The 24,289-nt window shown below is 65.5% G+C and carries 20 protein-coding genes and 1 tRNA gene; 16 read left to right on the top strand and 5 right to left on the bottom strand.

Translation table 11 applies throughout. The annotated features are described in order from the left end of the window. Nucleotides 1–138 precede the first annotated feature (138 nt). A tRNA-Phe gene (locus tag HNS03_RS10155) sits at nucleotides 139–214 on the bottom strand. A 328-nt stretch (nucleotides 215–542) separates the two neighbouring features. Next, complete coding sequence (locus tag HNS03_RS10160; protein WP_367195020.1) at nucleotides 543–3,170, bottom strand: cation:proton antiporter; 2,628 nt, start codon at nucleotides 3,168–3,170, stop codon at nucleotides 543–545. 710 nt (nucleotides 3,171–3,880) lie between these two features. On the opposite strand from HNS03_RS10160, the gene HNS03_RS10165 reads away from it, so the two are divergent. Further along, complete coding sequence (locus tag HNS03_RS10165; RefSeq protein ID WP_367195022.1) at nucleotides 3,881–5,014, top strand: type III PLP-dependent enzyme; 1,134 nt, start codon at nucleotides 3,881–3,883, stop codon at nucleotides 5,012–5,014. A gap of 182 nt (nucleotides 5,015–5,196) precedes the next feature. Continuing rightward, the gene (locus tag HNS03_RS10170; RefSeq protein WP_367195024.1) at nucleotides 5,197–5,751 is read left to right on the top strand and encodes a GNAT family N-acetyltransferase; all 555 of its coding nucleotides are present in this window, start codon (nucleotides 5,197–5,199) and stop codon (nucleotides 5,749–5,751) included. 164 nt (nucleotides 5,752–5,915) lie between these two features. On the opposite strand, the gene HNS03_RS10175 is transcribed toward HNS03_RS10170, so the two are convergent. Beyond that, nucleotides 5,916–6,713 (bottom strand): flavin reductase family protein, encoded by a 798-nt coding sequence (locus HNS03_RS10175; protein ID WP_367195025.1) that lies wholly within the window; start codon nucleotides 6,711–6,713, stop codon nucleotides 5,916–5,918. A 4-nt stretch (nucleotides 6,714–6,717) separates the two neighbouring features. Continuing rightward, on the bottom strand, nucleotides 6,718–7,791 hold the full coding sequence (locus HNS03_RS10180; RefSeq protein WP_367195027.1) for an LLM class flavin-dependent oxidoreductase: 1,074 nt from the start codon (nucleotides 7,789–7,791) through the stop codon (nucleotides 6,718–6,720). Between the two features lie 115 nt (nucleotides 7,792–7,906). Here HNS03_RS10180 and HNS03_RS10185 point away from each other — a divergent pair, with 115 nt between their 5' ends. Together HNS03_RS10185 and HNS03_RS10190 are read left to right on the top strand one after the other, a co-directional pair. Next, a complete protein-coding gene (locus tag HNS03_RS10185) occupies nucleotides 7,907–8,839 on the top strand; it encodes a LysR family transcriptional regulator (RefSeq protein ID WP_367195028.1) in 933 nt (310 codons plus the stop codon). Between the two features lie 57 nt (nucleotides 8,840–8,896). Then, nucleotides 8,897–9,511 carry a TetR/AcrR family transcriptional regulator gene (locus HNS03_RS10190; RefSeq protein ID WP_367195030.1) on the top strand — a complete coding sequence of 205 codons (615 nt, stop codon included), beginning with the start codon at nucleotides 8,897–8,899 and terminating at the stop codon, nucleotides 9,509–9,511. Nucleotides 9,512–9,677: 166 nt separating this feature from the next. On the opposite strand, the gene HNS03_RS10195 is transcribed toward HNS03_RS10190, so the two are convergent. Then, the gene (locus HNS03_RS10195; RefSeq protein WP_367195032.1) at nucleotides 9,678–10,655 is read right to left on the bottom strand and encodes a tripartite tricarboxylate transporter substrate binding protein; all 978 of its coding nucleotides are present in this window, start codon (nucleotides 10,653–10,655) and stop codon (nucleotides 9,678–9,680) included. Between the two features lie 186 nt (nucleotides 10,656–10,841). Between HNS03_RS10195 and HNS03_RS10200 the strand changes: the two genes are divergently transcribed. The 12 genes from HNS03_RS10200 to HNS03_RS10255 are packed head-to-tail and all read left to right on the top strand — an operon-like array spanning nucleotide 10,842 to nucleotide 24,138. Continuing rightward, the gene (locus HNS03_RS10200; protein ID WP_367195034.1) at nucleotides 10,842–11,615 is read left to right on the top strand and encodes an enoyl-CoA hydratase/isomerase family protein; all 774 of its coding nucleotides are present in this window, start codon (nucleotides 10,842–10,844) and stop codon (nucleotides 11,613–11,615) included. Between the two features lies 1 nt (nucleotide 11,616). Next, entirely contained in the window at nucleotides 11,617–13,755 is a 2,139-nt protein-coding gene (locus HNS03_RS10205; protein WP_367195036.1) for an acetate--CoA ligase family protein, read from the top strand. Then, entirely contained in the window at nucleotides 13,752–14,945 is a 1,194-nt protein-coding gene (locus tag HNS03_RS10210) for an acyl-CoA dehydrogenase family protein (protein ID WP_367195038.1), read from the top strand. Before HNS03_RS10205 ends, HNS03_RS10210 begins: the two co-directional genes overlap by 4 nt. A gap of 3 nt (nucleotides 14,946–14,948) precedes the next feature. Next, nucleotides 14,949–15,950 carry an acyl-CoA dehydrogenase family protein gene (locus HNS03_RS10215; protein ID WP_367195040.1) on the top strand — a complete coding sequence of 334 codons (1,002 nt, stop codon included), beginning with the start codon at nucleotides 14,949–14,951 and terminating at the stop codon, nucleotides 15,948–15,950. Further along, complete coding sequence (locus HNS03_RS10220) at nucleotides 15,940–16,692, top strand: SDR family NAD(P)-dependent oxidoreductase (RefSeq protein WP_367195042.1); 753 nt, start codon at nucleotides 15,940–15,942, stop codon at nucleotides 16,690–16,692. Before HNS03_RS10215 ends, HNS03_RS10220 begins: the two co-directional genes overlap by 11 nt. A 14-nt stretch (nucleotides 16,693–16,706) precedes the next feature. After that, nucleotides 16,707–17,951 (top strand): SDR family NAD(P)-dependent oxidoreductase, encoded by a 1,245-nt coding sequence (locus HNS03_RS10225; RefSeq protein ID WP_367195044.1) that lies wholly within the window; start codon nucleotides 16,707–16,709, stop codon nucleotides 17,949–17,951. A gap of 53 nt (nucleotides 17,952–18,004) precedes the next feature. Next, a complete protein-coding gene (locus HNS03_RS10230) occupies nucleotides 18,005–18,451 on the top strand; it encodes a tripartite tricarboxylate transporter TctB family protein (protein WP_367195045.1) in 447 nt (148 codons plus the stop codon). Nucleotide 18,452: 1 nt separating this feature from the next. Then, entirely contained in the window at nucleotides 18,453–19,970 is a 1,518-nt protein-coding gene (locus HNS03_RS10235) for a tripartite tricarboxylate transporter permease (RefSeq protein WP_367195047.1), read from the top strand. After that, on the top strand, nucleotides 19,963–20,898 hold the full coding sequence (locus HNS03_RS10240; RefSeq protein WP_367195049.1) for an SMP-30/gluconolactonase/LRE family protein: 936 nt from the start codon (nucleotides 19,963–19,965) through the stop codon (nucleotides 20,896–20,898). The genes HNS03_RS10235 and HNS03_RS10240 overlap by 8 nt, the downstream gene beginning before the upstream one ends. Further along, nucleotides 20,895–22,109 (top strand): CaiB/BaiF CoA transferase family protein, encoded by a 1,215-nt coding sequence (locus HNS03_RS10245; RefSeq protein WP_367195051.1) that lies wholly within the window; start codon nucleotides 20,895–20,897, stop codon nucleotides 22,107–22,109. The genes HNS03_RS10240 and HNS03_RS10245 overlap by 4 nt, the downstream gene beginning before the upstream one ends. Nucleotides 22,110–22,146: 37 nt before the next feature. Beyond that, nucleotides 22,147–22,950 (top strand): oxepin-CoA hydrolase, alternative type, encoded by an 804-nt coding sequence (locus HNS03_RS10250; protein WP_367195053.1) that lies wholly within the window; start codon nucleotides 22,147–22,149, stop codon nucleotides 22,948–22,950. A gap of 15 nt (nucleotides 22,951–22,965) precedes the next feature. Continuing rightward, entirely contained in the window at nucleotides 22,966–24,138 is a 1,173-nt protein-coding gene (locus HNS03_RS10255) for an acyl-CoA dehydrogenase family protein (RefSeq protein WP_367195055.1), read from the top strand. The last annotated feature ends 151 nt before the right edge of the window (nucleotides 24,139–24,289 follow it).

A 24,289-nucleotide genomic window follows, 5' to 3' on the forward strand; every position in this document is an offset into this window, starting at 1 on the left:
ACGGGTCTATTGCCGCGCGCCGGGCCGGGCGGCTCCCCCTCTTTCAGAAGCGCACACCGCTCCAGGCGAAAACTCAGCGCACGACGATCTCTAGGTCGCCCTAAAAACTAAATGAAATCAATAGGATAAGCGGGGAAATGGTGCCCAGGGGCGGAATCGAACCACCGACACTGCGATTTTCAGTCGCATGCTCTACCAACTGAGCTACCTGGGCGACCGGGAGGGGCGGGCGAGCCGCAAACCCCCGTGTTGGAGCGACGGGTTATAGAAAGTCGAAGCCGGCCTGTCCAGCCCGTTCCAACCGGTTTTGGTGATGAAATCATCGTCACCCTAGAGACCCCTCGCACACGGGTTCACGCCTCGTCGATGGGACCTCCGAGCGAAAAGCTTTCCCGAAAGCTGACACGAAGGCGACGGAGAACGAGAGCACCGGACGATGCGGATCATTCGCCCGGTGCCGTTTGAGGATCGCAGCGAGGTAGAAATCGGGGTGCCGTCGAAACGCACACCGATCCATAACCCGAAGCGCCCACTGCGGCGGCTCAGTCCTTCGCGCGGCCCGGAGAGCGCCAATGCATCAGCGCCGTGAGCCTGCGGGCAAGGCGGTCTTCTTCGTCCTCGTCCTCGAAGCCGGCGACCGGCCGGCGATCCGTTATCGGCTCGATCGATCCGACCTCCGGATGTCCACCGTCCCGGTTGGACTGATTACGCGCCTCCGCGACACGCTCCACCTCTTTGCCGATTTCCGGGTAGCGCTTGATCAGCGCCTTGAAAGCCTCGCCCTCCAGAACCAGGATCTGGCAATAGCCGAGGGCATTGACGTCGGCATTGCGCCGGACGCCATAAAGCAAAGCAAGCTCGCCGATGAAATCGCCGCGACCGAGCCGCACCCGCCGCTCGCCGGTAATCACCTCCACCGCGCCCGACGAGATGAAGTAGACGGAATCGCCGCGCTCGCCCTTGCGGATCAGCCGCTCGCCGGGCACGGCAAAGCGCGGCCGAAGCAGGCGAACCACCCGGTCGATCTGCTCGGCCGTAAGGTTGGCGAACAGCGGGAACTGCGCAACCAGATCGCGGGTGCGCATGCCGAGATCGAGCCGGGTGCCGCGATCAAGCGTGGTGCGAGTGTGTTCGATGCCGCGCTCCAGATCGGAATAGAGTTCCGCCCCGATCAGATGGTCATGATAGAGGGCGCGATATTCCCGTTCCTCCTGCTGGGTCGCGATGCGGAGCAGAAAGCGGCGCTCCAGATCGTTGGCGTAGTCGGGATATTGCAGCCGCAGCGCATCCAACGCCTTGGCGACGGCCTCCCGGCGCAAGGAGAGAATCTCTTCGACGATGTCGCCGACCCGCTCGCCTAGGAGAGGCGCAAGCCGGTTGCGCACATAGGGCAGCAGCTCGCCAAGCACGATCCGGCTGACCAGGAGACGCTCGAACCGGTCGGAGAGCTCGCGGATCAGCCAGCGATCGTAGCCGGTGAAGCGATGGACCCGCAGCGCCATCCGGAAGGCGAGCGAATAGTCCAAGGCGCGGCGCGCGGCCCGACGATAGCCGACGCGGCCATTGGAGCGAGAAAATTCCCGCATGCGCTCCGCATCCACGACCAGCATGGAGACGATGCCGGTGGAAACGGTGCGCTCGTTGACGTGCTCCAGCAGGATGGAGCGCTCCTGGTCGGCGAGCGCCACCAGGCCGAGCGTGACGCGGTCGCGGTCGAGAATGTCCTCCGCCTTTTCGCCGGCCGTCTTGGCAGAGGCGATCCGCGCCTCGTAGGGCCGGCCCGCGGCACGAGCGACCGCCGGAGCGATGTCGTAGTCGTCCGCCGCCTGGGCGACCGCGTCGCGCACGTTGCCCAGCGCCAGCGCCAGCACCTCTTCGCGCAGAGCCCGGTCGAACGGCGAAAGCTGGTCGAGCTTCAAGATCCGCATCAAGGGACGCAGCGTCAGCCCGTGGACCAGAATGGTGTAGAGCGTGAAGCCTGTGGCAAGCACCGCGATGAAGCGCTTGGCGTCCTGATCGATCACCGTGCTTTCGGTGACGGCCAGCGCCAGCGCGAGCGTCGCCGCGCCACGCAGACCACCCCAGAGCACGACCGCCTTGATCGGGTTGGGCACGCGTTCCGACAGCCGCAGGAACGTCAACAACGGCGCCAACAAGAACAAGACGACGGCGCGGGCGAGGAAAGCGGCGAGAATCAGAACGACCAGGCTCGCAAGGTCGCCGAAATCCACCCCGCCGAGCAGCTTGGGCACCAACAGCGAGGCAAGCACGAAGATGAGCGAGCTCGCCCAGAACGCGATCTGGTCCCAGATTTCCGACACGTGGCGCCAGGCGTCCGGCGGCACACGGGTGGGCCCGCCGGAGGCGACCACCAGGGCCGCCGTCACCACCGCGCTGACGCCCGACGCGTCCAGCGCCAGCTCGCAGACGACGTAGACGAGATAGGGCAGCGCCAGCGAGATCGTCATCAAGGCGGCGGGTATGTCGCGCACCAGGCGAAACAGGACGAGCGCGCACCAGCCGCCCACCAGCCCGACCAGGATGCCGCCGGCCGCCGAAGCCGCCAACGTTTCCGCCGCGCTTCCGATAGTGATCGGCGTGTCGTTGGTCAGCGCTTCCAAAAGCAGCACGAACAGCGCGATCGCGGCGGCGTCGTTGAACAGGCTTTCGCCTTCCACCAGACGGGTCAGCCGGGCCGGTGCACCGAGATCGCGGAAGATCGCGATCACCGCCACCGGATCGGTGGTGGCGACGATGGCACCCAACAGCAGACAAACCACCAGCGGTTGGCCGGAGACCGGCGTCAGGGCGTAGCCGATCGCGAAAGTGGCCACGATGACGGCGACGACCGCGAGCAGGAAGATCGGCGCGGCATCCTCCAAGAGCCTTCGCACATCCAGCGACAGCGAGGCCTGGAACAGAAGGGCCGGCAGAAAGACGTAAAGGAAGACCTCCGAATTCAACGGCGGAAACACGAACACCGCCGCCACCGGATCGAGCGCGCTTGGGACCGAGGAGAACAGGAGCAGCGACGCGCCGGAGCCGATCAGGATGCCCACCATGGCGAGCAGCACCGACGGCGGCAGCTTCAACCGCTTGGCGACCAGTTCCATCAATCCGATCACAACCAGAAGACATGCGACCGCGGCAAGAACGTATGGCAGGCTCATTCGGTGGGGCCCCACTCGCGCCGGAGAATCGACCGCGATCTGATGCCGGCAAAAAGCGGCTTTTCTGGATCACGGTTGTAAAAGGTTTATCCGAGCGAGAATGATAAAAGCTAATCGGGTGGCGTCGACCGGCCGTCCCGCATGGGACCGGCGGAGGCCGGTCATATCCCGCGTTTGCGGGCTTGCGCGAGGCCTGCCTGCCACGCAGTAGGGCATGACAAAAATACGGTCAGGCTTGAGTTTCCTCTTGCGTCGGTGGCCGAACCCCCTTATTTCACGCCTTGCCCAATTTCGCACGTGCCTGTGGTCGCGTGCCGGTCAGTCGATAACAAGACAGGGCAAGACCGGTCTTCCGGAGCATACCGGACCCTGCGAGCGGATCGCCGCACGCAGCGCGACTTGAAGCAACGACGTAGAGGGCTTTTTTGGTCTCTGCCGGCTCTCCAAAGGCCGGGGTTACTGAAGAGGCGACTACATCCTTGCCAGGCGTGCGGTTCGGGTTCTCCCGTTCCAATCGGCGGCATTTCGTTTGGCAGATCTGCGTCCGTGACGGCATTCGCCCGATCGGTGGGTCGGCCAACGCAATGAACATAGCCGGCCTTAGAAGGTCGGTTTCGGACTCTCAAGGTGGTCCGGCCGTCTCCATCGCGGCCGTGAGTGCCGGCGGAAGTCCGGTTGGAGCAACCTCGTAGAGAGGGGGAGAGGCGACGATGACCGATCGCATCCTCGACTTTCTGCGCACGCGTCGCCCCGACGGCCCGTGCCTCGTTGTCGACCTTGATGTCGTGCGCAACAACTATCTCGGCTTCGCCCACGCGATGCCGGACACCCGCATCTTCTACGCCGTGAAGGCCAACCCCGCGCCGGAAATCCTGTCGCTGTTGGAAGAGCTCGGCTCGAACTTCGACTGCGCCTCGATCGTCGAGATCGACCAGGTGCTGGCGACGGGTGCCGGCCCGGAGCGGATCTCCTTCGGCAACACCATCAAGAAGGAGCGCGACGTCGCGCGCGCCTATGCCCTCGGCGTCGACCTGTTCGCAGTCGACTCGATCGCCGAAGTGGAGAAGGTCGCCCGCGCGGCCCCCGGCGCCCGCGTGTTCTGCCGCATCCTGTGCGATGGCGAAGGCGCCGAGTGGCCGCTGTCGCGCAAGTTCGGTTGTGAGCCCTCGATGGCGACGGACGTGCTGACCCACGCCCGCGCAGTCGGCCTGACGCCCTACGGGATCTCGTTCCATGTCGGCTCCCAGCAGCGCGACACCGAGGCCTGGGACCGGGCGCTGACGGTTGCGGCCGAGCTGTTCCGCGATCTCGCGGAGCGCGGCGTCGAGCTGAAGATGGTCAACCTGGGCGGCGGCTTCGCGGCCAAGTACCTGAAGGACATCCCGACCGCGGAGACCTACGGCCGCGCCATCATGGGCGCCGTGCGTCGTCACTTCGGCAACCGGATTCCGGAGACCATCATCGAACCCGGCCGCGGCATGGTCGGTGGCGCCGGGGTGATCAAGGCCGAGGTCGTGCTGATCTCCAGGAAGAGCGCGGCCGATGACGAGACCCGCTGGGTCTATCTCGACATCGGCAAGTTCGGCGGTCTCGCCGAGACGATGGACGAGGCGATCCGCTACCCGATCCGCACCCGTCATGACGGCGGCGAGGCCACGCCTTGCATCATCGCCGGACCGACCTGCGATTCCGCGGATGTGCTCTACGAGCAGACGCCTTATCCGCTGCCGATCTCGCTGGAGATCGGCGACGAGGTCCTGATCGAGGGGACCGGCGCCTATACGACGACCTATTCGTCGATGGGCTTCAACGGTTTCCCGCCGCTTCAGTCCTACGTCATCTGACACCCCCGCCGCGCTTCAAACGCGGCGGAAGACGCGGCAGCCCGCAGCGCCAGCGCGTGCATCTGGTCGTAAAGGCCGGAGCGAATGCGTTTGCGCCACAGCGCGCGGGCTGCCGCCCTTCACCCTTTTCTTCGTCTTCTTCGCCGGCCGCCTGCGTGCGGGCCGGAAGGGGGGATGGCACCATGCTGCATCTGCGCGATGAGGGACCGGCCGACTGGACCGCCCGCGAAACCCTGCTGGACACCGTGTTCGGAGCGGACCGCTTTCTGAAGACGAGCGAAGCGCTGCGTGCTGGCCGCATGCCGGCTGCCGGTCTTGCGCTGACCGCCGAGGCCGACGGGCGCCTGGTGGGATCGATCCGGCTCTGGCATGTGGCCGCCGGTGGTGTATCCGCCCTGCTTCTGGGCCCGCTCGCCGTCGATCCGACCGCTCAAGGCCTGGGCGTCGGCTCCGCCTTGATGCGCCGGGCGCTCAACCGCGCCGGCACGCTCGGCCATGGCGCCGTGCTCCTGGTCGGCGATCCGGCCTATTATGACCGCTTCGGCTTTTCCGCGTCGCTGACCGCACAGCTCGACCTGCCAGGCCCGGTGGAGCGGCCGCGCTTCTTGGGCCTGGAGCTTCGGGACGGCCATCTGGGCGGGGCGTGCGGCCTGGTGGTCGCAACCGGAGCCTTCGTCCATGCCGATCGGCCCGATTTCGTCCCCGCGCTGCCGGCGTTCGTCCCGGCGGCCGCCTGATCGCGAAGAAATGGCTTCAGATTCAATAATTTGAGCAATTCCTTTTCGTTCAGATCGGTTCGATCTGAATGGGAAATGCTCTGGACGTCATGACGACTTGGCCAGTCCCGCGGTTCCGCGTAGATGACGTTCAGACATCATGGCGTGTGTGCGATGCACCACCGTCAGGCGGCCCGAACGCTCGGCCCCAATACGCCTTCGTAGTTGACAAGCGCCGCATCGCCCTGTCCTACGATCGTTTCGATCACCCGTCCGATCAACACAGTGTGGCTCGCAACTTCGTACTGGGCGTGGCGGGCGCAGACGACGCTGTGATGGGCGGTGGTGAGGATCGGCGCGTTCTCAATGCCTTCGCGCCATTCTTCGTCGAACCGGTCGGCGCCGTGCGCACCTTTTTGGCCGGCGAACAGCAACGCAACGTCCTTCTGCGTCGCACCAAGGATATTGATGCTGTAGGTCGATGCGCCGGTCAGACAGGCATGGGCCGAAGACCCGCGGTTGAGGCAGACCAGAACCATTGGCGGATCCGCCGAAACGGAGGTGAAGGCCGAGACCGTCATCCCGCAGCGCGCGTCCCCTTCCCCCGCTGCCACGACGCAGACGCCGGAGGCAAACCGGCGCATGGCATGGCGAAACGCATCTGCACCGACGGCCGGCGGGGTTCCCGCCACTTCGATGTGTGCGCGAATGCGGCCCTCAGCGTCGACCCAACCGTGCTTTGCCGCGAACGAAACCATCGCGGCAAAGCCCTCTTCCCATTCGGCCCGGTCGCCGAGCGGCGACATCGCCCGCACGGTATCCGGCCGGACCCAGGCATGGTCGGCGTCATCGAGTTCGGCCACCGAAGCGACGGCCGCCTGCCGATCCGCGTCGAGGGCGGGATCGAGCATCAGCGAGAAGTGCTTGAAATCCGAGGCGCCTTCGAGCCGCGGCACCGCTCCGGCAGCGAGCACGATGCGCATCCGGTCACTCCGCCGCCGAGAGCGTCGCAGTCTTGCCGCCGACCGCTTTCTGAACCGCCGGGATGATCGTCTCGCCCCAGAGTTCCATCTGCTTCAGCATCGTCTTCTGGTCGAAATCGCCGAGCTGGGTCTGCAGTGCGATGTGATCGGGCCGCAGGATCTCAATCTCTTCGATCAGTCGCTCGATGACCCGGTTGACATTGCCGACGGGGAGGTTGGCGCGGAGGCTTTCCAGCGTCGGATCGCTGTCGGTCGGAACCTCCTTCATGAGGTATCCGTCATCGGTCTGTTGGGTCCGGGCCTTGAGGCTGAACGACAACCGCCGCTGGAACAGCGCGTTTTCGAGGTAGGAGTCGATTTCCGCATCGTTGTCGCTGGCGTATCCGCAGCGCAGAAAGCCGATCCGGGTGTTGGAGCCATCGACCCCGGCACCATCGCGTGCTTCGTCTATCTTCCCGCGAAGGTCTCCGATCGCGTCCGTTCCGTTCAACAACGCGGTCACGAAGAGATTATGGCCGTCCCGGAACGCGCGCTCGCGCAGCTTCGGATTGCCGGTGGTGATCCAGACCGGCGGCATCGGCTCCTGCAGCGGCCGCGTCGCGATCGAGCTCGGAGGAATGTCCAGATAGTCGCTGTGATGCTCGAAAATCTTCTGACCGAGCGCATTCGGGATCACGTCGAGATATTCCTCGAAGATCTTGCCCGACTCTTCCAGCGAGGTGTTGAAGCGCTCGAACTCGAACTGCTGGTAGCCGGAGCCGATCCCCAACTCCAACCGCCCGCCGGAGAGCGAATCCACGAGCCCAACCTCCGCCAGGAAGCGCGGTGCATGATAGAGCGGCAGGATGCACACGGCCGAGCCGAGACGGATCGTGCTGGTCTTGCCCGCGCAATGCGCCACCATCATCAGCGGCGAAGGCGAAAGTGAATAGTTGTTGAAATGGTGCTCTGCGTACCAGGCATTGGAGAAGCCGGCCTGCTCGGCCAGGACGGTCTGCTCCACCGAGTTCGCAATCACCTGATGCGAGGACTGGTGATAACCGCGCTGCTGAGCGAGAATGAAGGCACCAAAGTCCATCGTCTTCCTCCTTGTTTCCTCTGCCGGATTGTTACGACCAGGGTAGGTTATTGCGTTTTCCGCGATAACCGACGAAGATTGCGCGTCAGTTTTTCACATTTCAAAAAGACCGGGCATGGACAAACTCAGGGCGATGGAACTCTTCGTCGCCACGGCGGACAACGGCAGCTTCTCTGCCGCGGGGCGACTTTACGGCCTGTCTCCCGCCAGCGTATCGCGACACATTAATGACCTGGAGGACAGCCTGGGCGTAACGCTTATCCGCCGTTCGACCAGAGCTCTGAGCCTGACCGAAAGCGGCGAGAGCTATATGCGCGATGCGCGCGACATTCTCGCGAGCATCAAGATCGCCGAGACGGCCGTCACCGAACAAAACGAAAAGCCGCGCGGCCTGCTGCGCGTGCATTCGCGCACAATGTTCGGCATTTCCGTGTTGTCGCGGCTGCAGCCCGCCTTCTGCGACCTCTATCCCGAGTTGGTCATCGACCTGCACCTTTCGGAACGCCCCGTCCGGCTTCGCGAAGATGGCTTCGATCTCGATTTCCGCATTGCGCCGCCAGCCGAGCAAGGGCTCGTTCGGCGTAAGCTGTTCCTCAGCCGTCGCATCCTCGTCGCGTCCCCCGATTACCTTGCCCAGCACCCGCCCATCGAGACGCCGGACGACCTGATGCGTCACGCCTGCCTGACCTACTGGATCAGTCATGATCGGGTCTATTGGCGCTTCCGCGACGGCGACAGCGAACAAGAACAATCGATCCCGGCGGCCTTCACGAGCAACAACGGGCTCGTGCTTCTCAATATGGCTTTGGCTGGCAAGGGCATCGCGTTGCTCGACGATTACACCGTCGCCGATCACGTTGCCGCCGGCACGCTCGTAGAAGTCCTGCCCCACCTGCGAGTAACGAACACAACGTTCGAAGAGGGCATCTTCGTCACCTATACGGAGACGCCCTTCATGCCGGCAAAAATGCGGCTCTACATCGATTTCGTCGTACAGCATTGGGGCGATGCGTTGCGCGAACGCCGGATATCCGGCCGCGTGGCTTGACCGATCGGTCAGTCGACGGCAGGTTGGCAGCATCTTAGAGTGAAACAGGCGGAAGGAATGAACCGAGTGGAAAGTGAGGTAGCGGCGTTGGAAGAGGAAACCAGCGAACGCGTTCGCGATCTTCTCAATGTCGGAGCGCAGATCTTTGCAGAAAAGGGCTACGACGCCACCTCAATGCGCGACATCGCGACCGCAGCAGGCGTGTCCAAGTCGTTGCTCTATCACCATTTCGCCAGCAAAGACGACATTTACGCACGTATTTCCTTCAATTCCACACGACACCTCTATGATTTCGTCGAAGCGCGTATCCCGGCCGATGGCACACCTTCGGAAAAGGTTCGCGCGTTCATGCTCGCTGCAGCCACCTTCTTTTCCGAACATCGCTCAGCCTGGATTGCAGCAAGCAATGCCTTCTGGTCCGATCCCGACCGTCATCGCATGGAGCAACGGCTCGCCCGAAGACGCCAGTTTGAATTGACGCTGCGCGCTCTTATTCGCGACGGGATCGAAGCTGGAGAGTTTCGGGACGTCGATCCCGCCAATGCCGGGCGATTGATCCTGTCCGGCATCAACTGGATGACCCGCTGGTTCGATCCCGCCAAGACCTACACGGCCGAAGAGATCGTCGATCAGTACGCCGACATCATATTGAGCGGCATCGTCCGCCGTTAGGCTATCGCGGCGACTTCAGGACAAGTCGAGCCCGGATTTCCGCCAATAAAAAAGCCCCGTCCGGAGACGGGGCTTATGAGCTGCCAAGACGGCAAATTCCATAGGTCGAACAAGTCCGTCCCGTCAAAATTGCTTTCGATCCAGGCGGAATGGACTGTAGCCGGGCTCAGTCGAGAGAGATGTTGTTTTTCTCGATCACGTCGCCCCAGAACTTCTGGTCCCAGTCGAGCTGCTCCTGCATCGCCTCGGGCCCGCCCACCTGCGGCTCCATACCGACGTTGACCATCTTCTCCTGCAGCGCCTCGTCGCTCATGGCTTTCTGAAGCGCCGCACTCACCCGCTGCTTTTCCGCGTCAGGCGTACCCGCAGGAGCGAGAAGCCCGAACCAGAATGAGGAGACCAGTTCGGGATAGCCGAGCTCGGTCGTCGTCGGCAGGTCGGGGAAGCGCGGATGGCGCTCCTCCGTCGAAATGGCCAGCATCTTCACGTCTCCGGACTCCTCGTACTTCACCAGCGAGATGGGGGTCGAGAAGTTCAGGTCGTTCTGGCCGCCGATCAGGTCCACGATAGCGGAAGGATTGTTCCGGTAGGCCACGTCGACCATCGGCACGTCCAGCTGATCCTGCAGGACCATACCGAACAGATGGGTCACGCTGCCCGGGCCGAGCGTGGCGTAGCGCAGCGGCTGGCCGGTCTTCTCCGCGTAGGCCTTCAGCTCGTCGATGTTGTTCACACCCAACGAGGTGGGAACCGTGATGGTCAACGGCCCGGTCATCATCGTGCCGACCGGCTCGAAGCTGCTCATATCGTACGTCAGATTGTCGCGCAGAAGCACGTTCAGCGACAACGGACCGGTCGCCCCGACAAAATAGGTCAGCCCGTCCGGCTTAGCCGCCGCGGCATAGGTCGCGCCGATGATGCCGTTCGATCCCGGCTTATTCTCGACGATGACCGGTTGGCCCAGATCCTTCGACATCGAGTCGGCGATCTCACGAACGAGACCATCGATCAGACCGCCGCCACCGTACGGCACAATCAGGCTGATCGGATCATCGGATTGCGCGGATGCACCGATCGGCGAGAGCGCCGCGGCAACTGCAAGGCCCGCCGTCGCGAGAATTTTCCAGCGATTCTTTTGGCTCATGTTCAAGCTTCCTCCCTGAGATCTTAGCCAAAGTTATTCCTAGCTTTCGCAGAAGCTATCGCCTGACTGATCGGTCGGTCAAGATCGACGCAGGGGAAAGAAAGGGCATTGCCGCGAGCGCATGGGATTGTTATCCAATCGCAGTGACTGACCGTTCGGTCAGGGTGCTAAGAAAGGGAGGATGGCGTGTTCGACAAGAAAAATGTTCGCGTCGAAATGCACGGACTGGTGGCGCTGGTGACGCTCGACAGACCCCCCGTCAACGCGCTGGACCGGCTGACGCGCTACGAGTTGATCGAGGTGTTCGACGAGATTTCGCAGCGCGACGACGTCCGGGCCGCGGTGCTGACCGGCGCGGGCAAGTCGTTCTGCGCGGGGGCGGATCTGAAGGATCGGCCCGATGCGGACAAACCCGGCGACTTCCTCCAGCACAATCGCGCCACGCGCGAGACCGGTAACGCCATCAAGGAATGCGCCAAGCCGGTAGTCGCCGCAGTAAACGGCGCCGCTCTTGGGGCTGGGCTCGGCCTGATGGCGGCCTGCGACATTTACTATGCCTCGGAAAATGCCGTGTTCGGCATGCCGGAGATCAATGTCGGTCTGGCCGGCGGCGCCTCCATGCTGCATGCGCTCTTCGGGCGCTCCACCACGCGGCGGATGTTCTTCACCGGTGTCCGCCTCAGTGCGGCGGAGCTGAAAGAGCGCTCGGTCATCGAAGAGGTAACGACCGCGGACGCCCTGATCCCGACCGCAATGGAAGTGGCCCAGGAGATCGCCCAGAAGGCGCCGCTTGCCATCGCTTACGCCAAGCAGGCCGCCACCATGGTGGAAAACATGCCTCAGCGCGACGCCTACCGGCTGGAGCAGAACTACACGATGGCATTGTCAAAGACCGAAGATGCGCAGGAAGCCCGCCGTGCCTTCCTGGAAAAGCGTGCACCGGTCTTCAAGGGGCGCTGACATGAGCGGGAAGCAACGGCTCGGCGGGCTGAACGCTCTGTTCTCGCCGCGCTCCATTGCCGTGGTTGGCGCCTCAGCGGACCCGACAAAGACCGGCGGACGTCCTGTGCATTTGTTGCTGAAGCACGGCTATGGCGGGGTGATCTATCCGGTCAATCCCAAGGCCGGTGAAGTGCAAGGCCTCACCGCCTACGCATCCCTGGACGCGCTGCCTGAAACTCCCGATCTGGTGCTCGTCGCCGTCCCAGGGGCTGCCGCAGTGTCGACGCTGGAAGTCGCCGCGAGCCGTGGCACCGGCGCGGCTATCGTTCTGAGCGCCGGTTTTGCGGAAAGCGGAGCGGAAGGTGCGGCGCTTCAGGCGCGTGTTTCGGAAATCGCGCAGGCCAGCGGCATGCGGATTCTCGGGCCTAACTGCCTCGGCGCGGTCGGCGTGCGCGAACGTGCCATCGGCACTTTCTCTGTCGCGCTCGAAACCGAGATGCCGCGCGAAGGCAGCGTCTCGATCGTCTCCCAGAGCGGAAATGTCGGCAGCGCGGCCCTGCGCCTTCTGGGCGACAGCGGCGCCGGGCTCGCGCGCTTTATCGCGATGGGCAACGAGGCCGACCTGCAGGCCGGCGATGCGATCGGCTGGCTCGCCGACGATCCCGACACAAAAGTCATCCTGTGTTGCCTCGAAACCTGTCGCGACGCTAAGCGCTTGATCGATGCGCTCGAACGCGCACGGCAGCGGAAAAAGCCGGTCGTCGTGCTCAAGATCGGGACTTCGGAGGCCGGCCAGAAGGCCGCCCAGTCGCACACCGGCGGGCTCGCCGGCAGCGACCGCGTCTTCGATGCCGTGTTCCGCCGTTACGGGGTCGTCCGGGTGCACGCGCTGGAGGAGCTCGTGCAGGTAGGCGCCGCGCTGGAAACGCTGCACGGCCGCCGTATCGGCGCCTCCCCTTCCGCCGCGATGATCGCCGCTTCCGGCGGGTTCGGCGTGATGATGGCCGATGCCGCAGCCGTGCGCGGAGTGGGCGTCAACCCGCTGGGCCGAGCGGCCCAGGACCGCATCCATGCTGCATTGCCTCTCGCAAGCACTGCCAATCCGATCGATGCGACCGCGCAAATGTCGGCCAATCCAGAAATTCTGGAAGAACTGGTCGAGGCTGCGCTGGAGGACGAAGCCAACACCACCACGTGCCTGATGCTCGCGCTTGGCATGGAGGTGCCTCGCCTGCGCCAAGTCTTCACCAAGGCGCTCGCCCAGGTTGCCCCGCGGCACACGGACAGGGCGCTTGTGGCGTGCGTCTCCGGACCGAAGGACGCTGTCCGCGACCTGCACGACCTCGGGATCGCCTGCTTTCCGACCATCGACAGCGCCATGGCGGGGATCGCCGCGCTCGGCCGCTTCGAAGCGTTGCGCAATCCGGCCAACGCGCCGGCCGCGCCGGAACCCCGAGCGCCGCTTCCCGCCGAGGCGACGCGCAACGAGGCCACCGCGAAAGCCGCGCTGGCGGCTGCCGGCCTGCCCTTCCCCAAGGAAGTAACCGCGACAAGCGCGGACGAGGCGGCCGCAGCGGCGGAAGAGATTGGCGTGCCGGTCGCCCTAAAAATCCTCTCCCACGATATCCAGCACAAAAGCGATATCGGGGGCGTCGAGCTCGCCGTTTCCGGTGGAGATCAGGCCCGCGCCGCGTTCGACCGGATCATGGCTGCGGCCGCGGAGCATGCGCCCCAGGCGGCGATCGACGGCGTGCTGGTCGCGCCCATGACCACAGGCGGCACCGAGCTGATCCTCGGCACCGTGACGGACCCGACCTTCGGGCCCGCCGTGATGGTCGGGCTGGGCGGTGTGTTTGCGGAGATCTTCGAGGACACCGCGCTGCGGCTTGCCCCGGTGACCGAGGCGGAGGCGGCCGAAATGCTGCGCGAACTGCGCGCCTTCCCGCTTCTGAACGGCGCACGCGGCCGCCCGCGTGCGGATTTCCCAGCGCTTTGCCAAGCCATTTCACAGCTCTCGCGCTTCGCGGCACGCCATGCCGACGAGGTCGACGAGATCGACATCAACCCGCTGCTGGTGCGGCCTGAGGGAGAGGGCGTCGTCGCGCTCGATGCCTTGATCGTGGCGCGGCAAGCGGATCGACCGGAGGCCTCCCGATGACGTCCCAAGCGGCCATCGACACGTCCGCGCCGGCCGAGGCGGGCTCCTACGCCGACCACGCCCGCGCCTGGCTGACCCAGAACCTGACCGACCGTCTGCGCACCGACCGGGCGCACGAGCCGGCGGCGACCCTCGACGAGCTGATCGCCTTCGAGGCGGCGCTGCATGAGGCCGGGCTTGCCGGCATCACCTGGCCGAAAGCCTATGCCGGCCACGGCCTCACCCTGCACGAGCACCTGGAGGCCAACCGCGAAATCGGGCTCGCCCCGATGCCGAATGCGGTGAACTCGATCGGCAAGGAGCTGGCCGGACCGATCCTCCTGGCCGTCGGCAACGAAAGCCAGAAAGCCCGCTTCCTGCCGGCGATCCTGAAGATGCAGCACATCTGGTGCCAGGGCTTTTCCGAACCCGGCGCCGGGTCGGACCTCGCCGCGCTGCGCACCAAAGCGGAGCGCACCGCAGACGGCTGGCGCATCAACGGGCAGAAGATCTGGACCAGCGGCGCCTCCAAGTCGCAGCGCTGCCTGCTGCTTGCCCGCACCGGCGCGCCGCAGGAGCGCCACAAGGGGCTCGTGTTGTTCGCCGTTCCGATGAACGCGCCCGGCATCGACGTCCGCGAAATCGTGTCGATCGACGGCCAGCGCTCGTTCTGCGAGGTCTTCTTCAACGACGTCATCGTCGACGAGGCCGACATGCTGGGTGCGCCTGACGAAGGCTGGGCGGCCGCCTCGCGTGTGCTCTCCATCGAGCGCGCCACCAACCGCATGTACCGCGCCTGGCGCTTCCAGAGCGAGCTGGACCATCTGATCACGGCCTGCCGCAGCGATCGGCGCGCCTTCGCCATTCTCCAGACCTATGCTCGCGAGCTGGCCCAGATCCGGGTCAAGACCGAGATGATCAAGGGCCTGGTGGAGACGCTGGTCGAGACCCTTCTGGCCGGCGAGCAGATCGGCCCGCGCGGTAGCTTCCCCAAGCTCTACTGGTCCGAAGCGCACCAGAGTTTCGCACGGATCGCATGGGAGATCGTCTCGCGGTTTCCGGCCGATGCAAACGGCCCATTGCTCGACCTGCGCAAACGCGTGGAAGGGATCTATCTGAGCAGCCGCGCCGAAACGATCTATGCCGGCACGACGGAGATCCAGCTCGACATCATCGCCAAGCGCATCCTGAACTTGAAGAAGACGGCCTGATCCATGTTCGACGATCTTGATCCGAAAGAGTTCGAGGAGACCGCCGCTGCGGTGATCGAATCATGCGCCGAAGCAGCCGATATTGCCGACCGCGCGACGCTCTTGGCCGAAGCCGGACTTTTGGGGGTCACTGCTCCTGAAGCCGTCGGCGGGCTCGGCCTGCCGATCCGCTTCGCCGTTCCGATCGCAAGCGCGGCCGGCGCCGGTCTGCTGGCCTTCCCGGTGATCGAGGCCCTGCTCCTGACCCGGGCGCTGGCCAAGACCGCGCCGGAGATGGCCACCGCCATCGGCGCCGGCGAGGTGGTCGCGACCATCGCCTGGAGCGGCACGGCCGAAGACGGCGTGGTGGGGGCGGCCCCGCTCGCCGCCGAGGCGGACCGGATCCTGGTGTTCCGGGCCGACGGCGGCGCCGTCCTGATCGCCGCGAAGGCGGCAACCGTCGTCGACGCAGCGCCCTCGCTCGATCTGGAAGCGCCGGACGCCACGATCCGGCTCGCCGGCGCCCCAGATGGGATCGCGCTCGACGCGGCCACCGTGCACGCGCTGCGCGAGGAGGCAAAGCTCCTGCGCACGGCCTTCGTGATGGGATCGGCCGCGCGCTGCCTCACGCTCGCAGCCGACTATGCCCAGGAGCGCTCCCAGTTCGGCAAGCCGCTGTCGGCCAACCAGGTGCTGCGCCACAGGCTGTCGCGCGACGCGCTCGCGATCGAAACCATGCGCAGCGCCCTGCACCGGGCGCTGGCCGAACCGGCGGAAGGCCCGGAGATGGCGCGCGACGCCGCCTGGCTGACCGCCGCGCAGGACGGGCCGGTGGTCGCCGAAAGCGCGATCCAGCTCTTCGGCGGCATGGGCTTCACCTGGGAAGTCCCGCTGCATCGCCACCTGCGCCAGATCCGGACGCAGACCGTCCACGGCGCCGCGGCGGATGCACTGGACGACCTGGGCGCCGCGCTTTTGTCCGGCACGAACAACACTTGGTACGGGGAGATCGCCAATGCCGTCTGATCGCAGATCGGTCCTGATCACCGGCGCCGGCAACGGCATCGGCCGCGCGACCGCAGCGCTCATGGCCGAGCGTGGCTGGGTCGTGGGGGTCAATGACCTCAAGGAAGAGTTTGCGGCCGAGACCGTCCGGCGCATCCGCGAGGCCGGCGGCGAAGCGTTTCCGGTGGTCCAGAACGTCTCCAGCCGCGAGGGGATCGAGGCGGCAATCGCAGCCGTGGTGGACGAAACCGGCCGGCTCGACGGGCTGGTGAACAATGCCGCCTGGGTCCGGTATCAGGCGATCCCGGAGATCGCGCCGGAGACCGTCGAGCGGATGCTGAATGTCGGCTTCACCGGCATCATCTGGGCGATCCAGGCGGCAGCCGCGGCGATGGACGACACCTGCGGCGGCACGATCGTGAACGTGGCGTCGGCGGCCGGCTTCCGCTCCGCCCCGCGCTCGTTGGTCTACAGCGGCATCAAGGCCGGCGTAATGGGCATGACCCGGGCCGCCGCTGTGGAACTCGGGCCGCGCAACATCCGCGTCAACGCCGTCGCGCCGTCCGCCATCCCCACCGAGGGCACGGAGAAGCACCGCTCGGCCGAACGCGACGCCAAGCGCATCGCCGCGACCCCGCTGCAGCGGCTTGGAACCGTCGACGATATCGCGCGGGCAATCGGCTACCTGCTAGGCGAAGAAAGCGACTTCATCACCGGACAGGTGCTGTCCGCCGACGGCGGCATCGGGATCGCGATTAACTAGAGCAGACGGTCACCATGTCTCTCGACGCGACATCCCCCGGCACACAGCGCGCCCTGGTCACCGGCGCCACAGGCGGCATCGGCTGGGCGATCTGCCAGACCCTTGCCGCGCAAGGGGTCCGGATCGCGCTCGCCGATCTCGACGCGGCGACTGTCCAGGCGCGTGCGGCTGCGCTCGGCCCGGAGCATGTCGCGCTTGCCGCAGACCTGACGGATCCGACCACCGCCGCCCGGTTGCCGGCGCGCGCGGCGGAGGCGCTCGGCGGCTTGGACTTCGTGGTGAACAATGCCGGCGTGACCGACAGTTCAGGCCGGTCCCTGATCGATCTGCCGGCGGACGCCTTCGACCGGCTGGTGGCGCTGAACCTGACGGCCGTGGAGGCGATCTGCGAAGCGGCAGCCGGGCTGCTGCCGCGCGGCGGGCGGATCGTGAATCTGGCCTCCGGCGCGTCCTGGAAACCGCTCGCCAAGCGCGGCCCCTACAGCGCGACCAAGGCCGGCATCGTGGCGCTGACCCGCGCGCTTGCCGAAACCCTCGCGCCGCACGGCATCGTCGCCAGCGCCGTCGCGCCGGGCTACACGCGCACGCCGCTGGTGGACGAGCTGCAGCGGACGGGCCGCGTCGATTTGGAGGCGGTGGCCCGGAGCATCCCGCTCGGCCGGATCGCCTTGCCCGACGACATTGCCAAGGCCGTGGCCTTCTGTGCCGGTCCCGACAGCACCGCACTTGCCGGCGAGACGATCCTGGTCGACGGTGGCGGCTCCGCCGGGCCCGCACCGTCCGACACGGCCCCGCCGGCGGGAACCTCCGAGGGCGGCGCGCTGGCCGTGCTCGGGCCGCTTAAGATCGACAGCGCCTCCGCGATCGCCACGGACCGCGACCGGCTGGGCGAACAGGCCGGGCTTGCTGCCGTGATCGACGCGACCGCCTTTCTCGGGTCCCTTTCGCCGGCCGAAGTTCTCGACGGCGCCCGCCGCACCGCGCTCGCCTGCGCCACACACGACGGCCGCGCGCGTGATTTTTCACTGCTGTTCGTCGCGCCGGAAGGACAGACCCCGGCGCAACAGGCGGCCTGCGCCGCATTGGCCATGCTTGCGCGGACGCTGGCGCTCGAATGGGCCGGTGCCGGCCTTCGCGTGAATGCCCTGACTTGGCGAGGACGCTCACGTGGGGGGCTAGGCGCCATCTGCGGCTTTTTGACGGACCCCCGCTCCGGCTTCATTACAGCGCAGAGCCTGCGAGCGGGTGATCCGCACTAACGAGATGGGTTCAAAGCCCACCAAACACGGCGCGCTCCACGGGAGGAAGTGACATGCGATATGTCGCCGAGAGACTGGAAGACATGATTGCTGGCCTCGTCACCGGCGGGATCGGTTTGTTCATTGTCATAGAGGCCAGCGGTTATCAGCTGGGGACCTTGCACAGCATGGGCCCGGGCTATTTCCCGACCATCCTGGGCTCCATCATGGTCGCCCTCGGGGCCATCATGATCGTCACGGCGCAGCCCGGCCGGGTGCAGCTGACGGCAGAGCGCGGCCAGTTGCGCGGCATGATTTTCGTCGCCGCCGCCTTTTCCGCCTTCGCCCTGACGATCGAAAGCCTCGGGACCATCGTGGCCGTATCGCTGGCGGTCTTTCTCTCCGCTTTGGGCAACCGCCGAACACCGCTGCTCGTCGCCCTGGTTTTGGCCGTCGCCACCGCCGTCGTGTCGGTGCTGATCTTCCGCGTGGGCCTCGGCCTGCAGTTCAAGGCGTTTTGACGTGTCGACCCTCTATTCCGATCTCGCCCTCGGGCTCAGCGTCGCCGGCTCGTTCCACGGGCTGCTCTACTGTTTTCTCGGCGTGTTTCTGGGCACCTTCATCGGCGTCCTGCCGGGCATCGGCATCATGGCCACGCTGGCGATGCTCATGCCGATCACCTTTCATCTCGATCCGAACTACGCGCTCATCATGCTAGGCGGGATCTACTACGGCGCCTCCTATGGCGGCTCCACCGCGTCGATCCTGATGAACCTGCCCGGCACCGCCACCAGCGCCGTGACCGGTCTCGACGGCTACCCTATGGCCCAGAAGGGGCGCGCCGGCCAGGCGCTGTTCATGACCGCGATCGCCTCGTTCGTCGGCAGCCTGTTCGGCGTCGTCCTGCTCGCCGGCTTCTCGGTGCCGCTTGCCCGTGTGGCGCTGAAGTTCGGCCCGCAGGAATATGTCGCCCTGATGACGCTGGGCCTCGTCGCCGCCTCGGTGATCGGCGCCGGGCGCTCGATCCGTTCGCTCGCCTCAGTCTCGCTCGGGCTGGCACTGGGACTGATCGGCCTCGACCTCAACTCCGGCGTGGCCCGCTTCACGTTCGGACAGACCGTGCTCTATGACGGGCTGCCGCTGGTCGCAGTCGCGATCGGCCTGTTCGGCCTGCCGGAAATCATCGCCAACGCCGGCCGTCACAACCTGCCCAGCGTCAGCAAGCGCACCATCAGCATGAAGAGCATGATGCCGACCCGCGAAGACTGGCGCCGCTCGGCGATGCCAATGCTGCGCGGATCGGGCATCGGCGGCTTCTTCGGCGCGCTGCCGGGCACCGGCGGGCTGGTGGCGACCTTCGTCTCCTATGCCGTGGAGCGCCGGGTCAGCAAACATCCCGAAGAGTTCGGCAAGGGCGCCATCGAGGGCATCGCAGCCCCGGAAGCGGCCAACAACTCCGCGGTCCAGTCGGCCTTCATCCCGACGCTCAGCCTGGGCATTCCCGGCGACCCGGTCATGGCGATCATGCTGGGCGTGATGATGGTGCACGGCATCATTCCGGGCCCGAACGTGATCCAGTCCTCCCCCGACCTGTTCTGGGGCCTGGTGGTCAGCTTCATCGTCGGCAACTTCATGCTGCTGGTGCTCAACCTGCCGCTGGTCGGCATGTGGGTGAAGCTCCTGCAGATCCCGTACAACCTGCTGTTCCCGGTGATCGTCGCCTTCACCTGCATCGGCATCTACAGCGTGAACTATCAGATCGTGGACGTGTTCGTGCTGTTGGCCTTCGGCTTCCTCGGGCTCGGGATGAAAGCCTTGAATTTCGAGGTGGCGCCGCTGCTCCTGGGCTTCGTGCTCGGGCCGATGATCGAGGAATATTTCCGCCGTTCGCTGATCGTGGCACGCGGCGACCTCGGCACCTTCATCGACCAGCCGATCTCCGCGTCGATCATGGCGATTACGGCCGCGATCCTGATCTGGGCCGTCGGCTCGGCGCTCTGGCGCCAGATCGAACGTCGCCGGCAGGTGAAGAATGCCTGAGACGACGACAGTGACGGCGCGGGGTGACGGCTTGATCGTCACCCGCCTCAGTGCGCATCCGGCGGCGCTGGGCGAAAGCCCGCTCTGGGACCCGGAGACGGCACGCCTGTGGTGGATCGACGGCGTGGCCGGCCAGATCCACGGCTTCGGGAGCGACGGAGCCGAGATCGCGCCCGTCCAGGTTGGCCGCCACATCGGCGGGATTGCGCTCGCAACGGACGGCAGGCTGGCTGCCGCGCGCGATCACGACTTCCTGCTCTGCGATCCGGCGAGCGGGGACATCGAGATCCTCCTGACGCTCGGCGACACCGACCCGAAAATGCGGCTCAACGACGTCAAACTCGATCGGCAAGGCCGGCTTCTGTGCGCCGGGATGGGGCGCGGAGGCGACCCGTTGGGTGCCCTGCATCAGCTCGACGGAGCGGGACGCCATCGCATTCTTGCGACCGGGCTGAGGATCGGCAACGGGATCTGTTTCAGCCCCGAAGGCGACACGCTCTATTTTTCCGACACGCCGGCACGCAGGCTATTCGCCTGCGACTATAATCCCGCTACGGGCCAGGCTTCGGAACCGCGCCTGCATATCGACACGTCGGCATGGGGATCGGGCGTCGACGGGGCGACTGTCGACCGCGACGGCAATCTCTGGGCCGCCATGATCCATAGCGCCGAGATTGGCTGTTTCGCGTCAGACGGCACACTCAGCCGTCGCTTCCCGGCCCCTGTCGACCTACCGAGCAGCCTCGCCTTCGGCGGGACAAACCTGTCCAGGTTGTTCGTCACCTCGATTCGCGATTCCGGGACCGGGCGCGCCGTCTCCACCCACCCCGACGGGGGACACCTGTTCGCTGTCGACGGCATAGGCGCCACTGGCCTGCCGGAAGCCCGTTTTTCCCCGGAAGACCCATCTGCGAGGCCTCCCGCATGACACAAACCGGTTCCACCACCGCCTTCGGCCCCCTGGCCGGCCTGAAAGTGATCGACATCGCCACGATCATCGCGGCCCCGTTCGCTGCATCGTTGCTCGCCGACTTCGGTGCCGATGTCACCAAGCTGGAGATCCCGGGACGCGGGGACGGCCTTCGCTACTTCCCCCCCTTCAAGGACGACAAACCGCTGTGGTGGAAGGTCACCAACCGCGGCAAGCGCTACGGCACGCTCGATCTTCGTCGCCCGGAAGGGCTGGAGATCATGAAGCGAATGATCGCGGAAACCGATGTGCTGGTGGAAAATTTCCGTCCCGGTACGCTGGCGAAATGGGGACTCGACCGCGAGACGCTGTGGCAGATCAATCCCAAGCTGGTGATCCTGCGCGTCTCGGCCTTCGGCCAGACCGGACCCAAAGCCAGTCAAGGCGGCTTCGCTCGCATCTTCGAGGCGATGGGTGGGCTCACACACATCACCGGCATGAAGGACAGCGCCCCGGTTCATCCCGGCTATCCGATTGCGGATGCCATAGGCGGCCTTTTCGGTGCGTTTTCGATCCTCGCCGCGCTCTACGGCATCGTGAAGAATGGCACGAAGGGCGAGGAGATCGACCTCGCCCTGACCGAGGCGACCTTCCGCCTCCTGGAAAATCTTGCCATCGAGTACGACCAGCTCGGCCAGGTGCGCGAGCGCGATGGCAACAACAACCAGTACACCGCACCCGCCAACGTCTTCCAGACTGCGGACGGACGCTTCGTCACCGTCACCGGATCGACCGATAGCATGTTCGCCGCCAACATGCGGGCCATCGACCAGGCCGATCTGATCACCGATCCGCGCTTCGCCGACAACCGTCATCGGATGGAGTACCGCGACGAACTCGACGCCATTTTCCGGGCCTTCATGGAAGCCCACACGCTGCAAGAGGTGCTGGACGCCTTTGCCTGCGAGAATGGCGCCATCGGCCCGATCTACTCGGTGGAGCAGATCTTCAACGACGCCCAGGTTCAGGACCGCGAGGTCATCACCGCCGTCCCGGACGACGATTTCGGAGCAGTCCGCATGCAGAATGTGGTGCCCCGATTGACACGCAATCCCGGCCTAGTTCGCTGGGCTGCGAAAGACCTCGGCAGCGATACCGACACCATCCTCGCGCAGCTGGGCTTTTCACCCGACGACGTCGCCAAACTGCGCACCGCCGGCATCATTTGAAGGCGGTACCGTCCCCGCCCGAGAAGGAAAAAGATCCATGAGCAGTGCCACCATCGTGCGCAGCGAAACCAGGGTGGAGGACGGGATCCGCATCCTGACCCTCGATGGTCCCGAGACGCGCAACTCCATCGGTCCTGCGCAGTATGATGCACTGCGCGCGGCGATCGTCGACGCAGGCGCGGACGTCTCCCTGCGTGCCATCGTTCTGCACGGCGTGGGCGGCTTCTTCAGTTCCGGCGGCAACGTGCATGCGCTGACGGAAAGCCGTGCAAAACCGCGCTCCGAAGCCTTCCGCAACACCGACTTGCTCGGCGGTCTCATCCTCGCCATCCGCGCCTGTCCGATCCCAGTCATTGCTGCAGTCGAGGGGGGAGCGGCCGGGCTCGGCCTAGCCCTCGCCCTGTCCTGCGACATGATCGCGGCCTCGGCGGAAGCGAAATTCACTGCCGCCTATGTCCGGATCGGCCTGACTCCGGATGGCGGTACCACCTATTTTCTCCGCGAAGCGCTCCCCCGGCAGCTCGTTTCGGAGATGTGCATGCTGGGCCGTACATTGAGCGCCGAACGTCTCTACGCTGCGGGCGTTGTCAACGTGCTGACCGCCGAAGGCGGCGCTCAGGCAGCCGCGCTGGAGCTTGCTTCCGCCTGTGCGGGCGGGGCGCCCGAGGCCATTGCCGTAATCAAACACGAGATCGAAGCCGTGCCCGCAAACTCCCTCGCCTCCCAACTCGAGCTCGAGGCGCACGGCATCAACACCGCACGTTTCGGCGAGGAAGCCGGCGAAGGATTGCAGGCCTTTCTCGAAAAACGCCGTCCGCGATTTCCCGGCCGGACCGACTGACAGGGACCGCCTCCAATGATCCGAAATCGCGCGGAGCTCGACGCGCTACTCGCCAACGTCCACGACTGGGTTCGCGCGGTCGCGCATCCTGTTGAGGAGCGCGTGGCCGCCGAAAATGAAGTGCCAGACGAGATCGTGCGGGACATGGCCGCACGCGGCTATTTCGGCTGGTCGATTCCGGAAGCCTATGGCGGCTTGGGGCTCACGACCGAGGAACTGGTGCTGGGCGCGCTGGAGCTGTCGCAGTGCGCCGTAGCCTTCCGCGCGCGGGTCGGCACCAATACCGGGATTGGGTCGGAGGGACTGGTTGCCGACGGGACGGAGGACCAGAAAGCGGAGTATCTGCCGCGCCTCGCGTCCGGCGAGATCACCGGCAGCTTCGCCCTGACGGAAGCGGAGGCCGGATCGGATGCCAGCGCCCTTGTCACCTCCGCCCGACGCGACGGCGACGACTACGTCCTCGATGGTCGCAAGTGCTACATCACGAACGCCCCGATCGCCGATCTCTTCACCGTCATGGCCCGCACCGATCCCGACACGCCCGGTGCGCACGGCGTGTCGGCCTTTCTGGTGGAGCGACACATGCCCGGGGTTTCCACCTCCGCACCCTACCGGATGATGGGACAGGCCGGCTCACCCGTCGGCGAGGTGATCCTCGACCAGGTCCGCGTCCCTGCGCGCAACCTGATCGGCGGCGTCGAGGGACAGGGTTTCCGCACCGCCATGAAGGTGCTCAACAAGCAGCGTATCCATCTGGCCGCTCTGTGCGTCGGCCCGTCGATCCGCATGCTCGATCTCGCCATGGCCCATGCGGAGAGCCGCAAACAGTCGGGCCGTCCGATCATCGATTTCCAACTCGTCGCCGCCCTGCTCGCCGATTGCCGCACCGAGATCGAGGCCGCCCGCGCCTTGATACTGGAGACAGCCCGAGCCCGCGACGACGGCAGGGACATCTCTCTCGAAGCGTCGATCTGCAAATATTTCGCGTCCGAGGCCAGTGGCCGCATCGCGGACCGCTGTGTTCAGGTTTTCGGTGGAGCAGGCTACGTCGCCGATCACTCGCCGATTGAACGCTACTACCGCGACGTCCGCCTGTTCCGGCTCTACGAGGGCACGAGCCAGATCCATCAGCTCAACATCGTGAAGCAGATGCGCAAGGCCGCAAGTCGCGTTTCAAGAACGAACTGAAGTCAACGCCCCACCGAGACGCAATGGAGAGACCAGCTCCGCGGCTAGAGCGTGTCATTTTGTGACGGAAGCGTATCCTGCGTTTTGGAAGTAGTTGGCGCATTCGTCGGATGGGATGGTCTGGACGAGATGCCCGACGTGACGCCATGTG

The organism is Amorphus sp. 3PC139-8 (assembly GCF_040750475.1).
In the GTDB taxonomy this organism is placed as follows: domain Bacteria; phylum Pseudomonadota; class Alphaproteobacteria; order Rhizobiales; family Amorphaceae; genus Amorphus.

Coding starts and splice junctions, on each gene's coding strand:
- HNS03_RS10185 (WP_367195028.1), top strand. CDS start 7,907: ATGGACAAACTCAGGGCGATGGAACTCTTCGTCGCCACGGCGGACAAC.
- HNS03_RS10245 (WP_367195051.1), top strand. CDS start 20,895: ATGACACAAACCGGTTCCACCACCGCCTTCGGCCCCCTGGCCGGCCTG.
- HNS03_RS10255 (WP_367195055.1), top strand. CDS start 22,966: ATGATCCGAAATCGCGCGGAGCTCGACGCGCTACTCGCCAACGTCCAC.
- HNS03_RS10180 (WP_367195027.1), bottom strand. CDS start 7,791: ATGGACTTTGGTGCCTTCATTCTCGCTCAGCAGCGCGGTTATCACCAG.
- HNS03_RS10220 (WP_367195042.1), top strand. CDS start 15,940: ATGCCGTCTGATCGCAGATCGGTCCTGATCACCGGCGCCGGCAACGGC.
- HNS03_RS10230 (WP_367195045.1), top strand. CDS start 18,005: ATGCGATATGTCGCCGAGAGACTGGAAGACATGATTGCTGGCCTCGTC.
- HNS03_RS10225 (WP_367195044.1), top strand. CDS start 16,707: ATGTCTCTCGACGCGACATCCCCCGGCACACAGCGCGCCCTGGTCACC.
- HNS03_RS10160 (WP_367195020.1), bottom strand. CDS start 3,170: ATGAGCCTGCCATACGTTCTTGCCGCGGTCGCATGTCTTCTGGTTGTG.
- HNS03_RS10215 (WP_367195040.1), top strand. CDS start 14,949: ATGTTCGACGATCTTGATCCGAAAGAGTTCGAGGAGACCGCCGCTGCG.
- HNS03_RS10205 (WP_367195036.1), top strand. CDS start 11,617: ATGAGCGGGAAGCAACGGCTCGGCGGGCTGAACGCTCTGTTCTCGCCG.
- HNS03_RS10250 (WP_367195053.1), top strand. CDS start 22,147: ATGAGCAGTGCCACCATCGTGCGCAGCGAAACCAGGGTGGAGGACGGG.
- HNS03_RS10240 (WP_367195049.1), top strand. CDS start 19,963: ATGCCTGAGACGACGACAGTGACGGCGCGGGGTGACGGCTTGATCGTC.
- HNS03_RS10175 (WP_367195025.1), bottom strand. CDS start 6,713: ATGCGCATCGTGCTCGCTGCCGGAGCGGTGCCGCGGCTCGAAGGCGCC.
- HNS03_RS10165 (WP_367195022.1), top strand. CDS start 3,881: ATGACCGATCGCATCCTCGACTTTCTGCGCACGCGTCGCCCCGACGGC.
- HNS03_RS10195 (WP_367195032.1), bottom strand. CDS start 10,655: ATGAGCCAAAAGAATCGCTGGAAAATTCTCGCGACGGCGGGCCTTGCA.
- HNS03_RS10170 (WP_367195024.1), top strand. CDS start 5,197: ATGCTGCATCTGCGCGATGAGGGACCGGCCGACTGGACCGCCCGCGAA.
- HNS03_RS10210 (WP_367195038.1), top strand. CDS start 13,752: ATGACGTCCCAAGCGGCCATCGACACGTCCGCGCCGGCCGAGGCGGGC.
- HNS03_RS10190 (WP_367195030.1), top strand. CDS start 8,897: ATGAACCGAGTGGAAAGTGAGGTAGCGGCGTTGGAAGAGGAAACCAGC.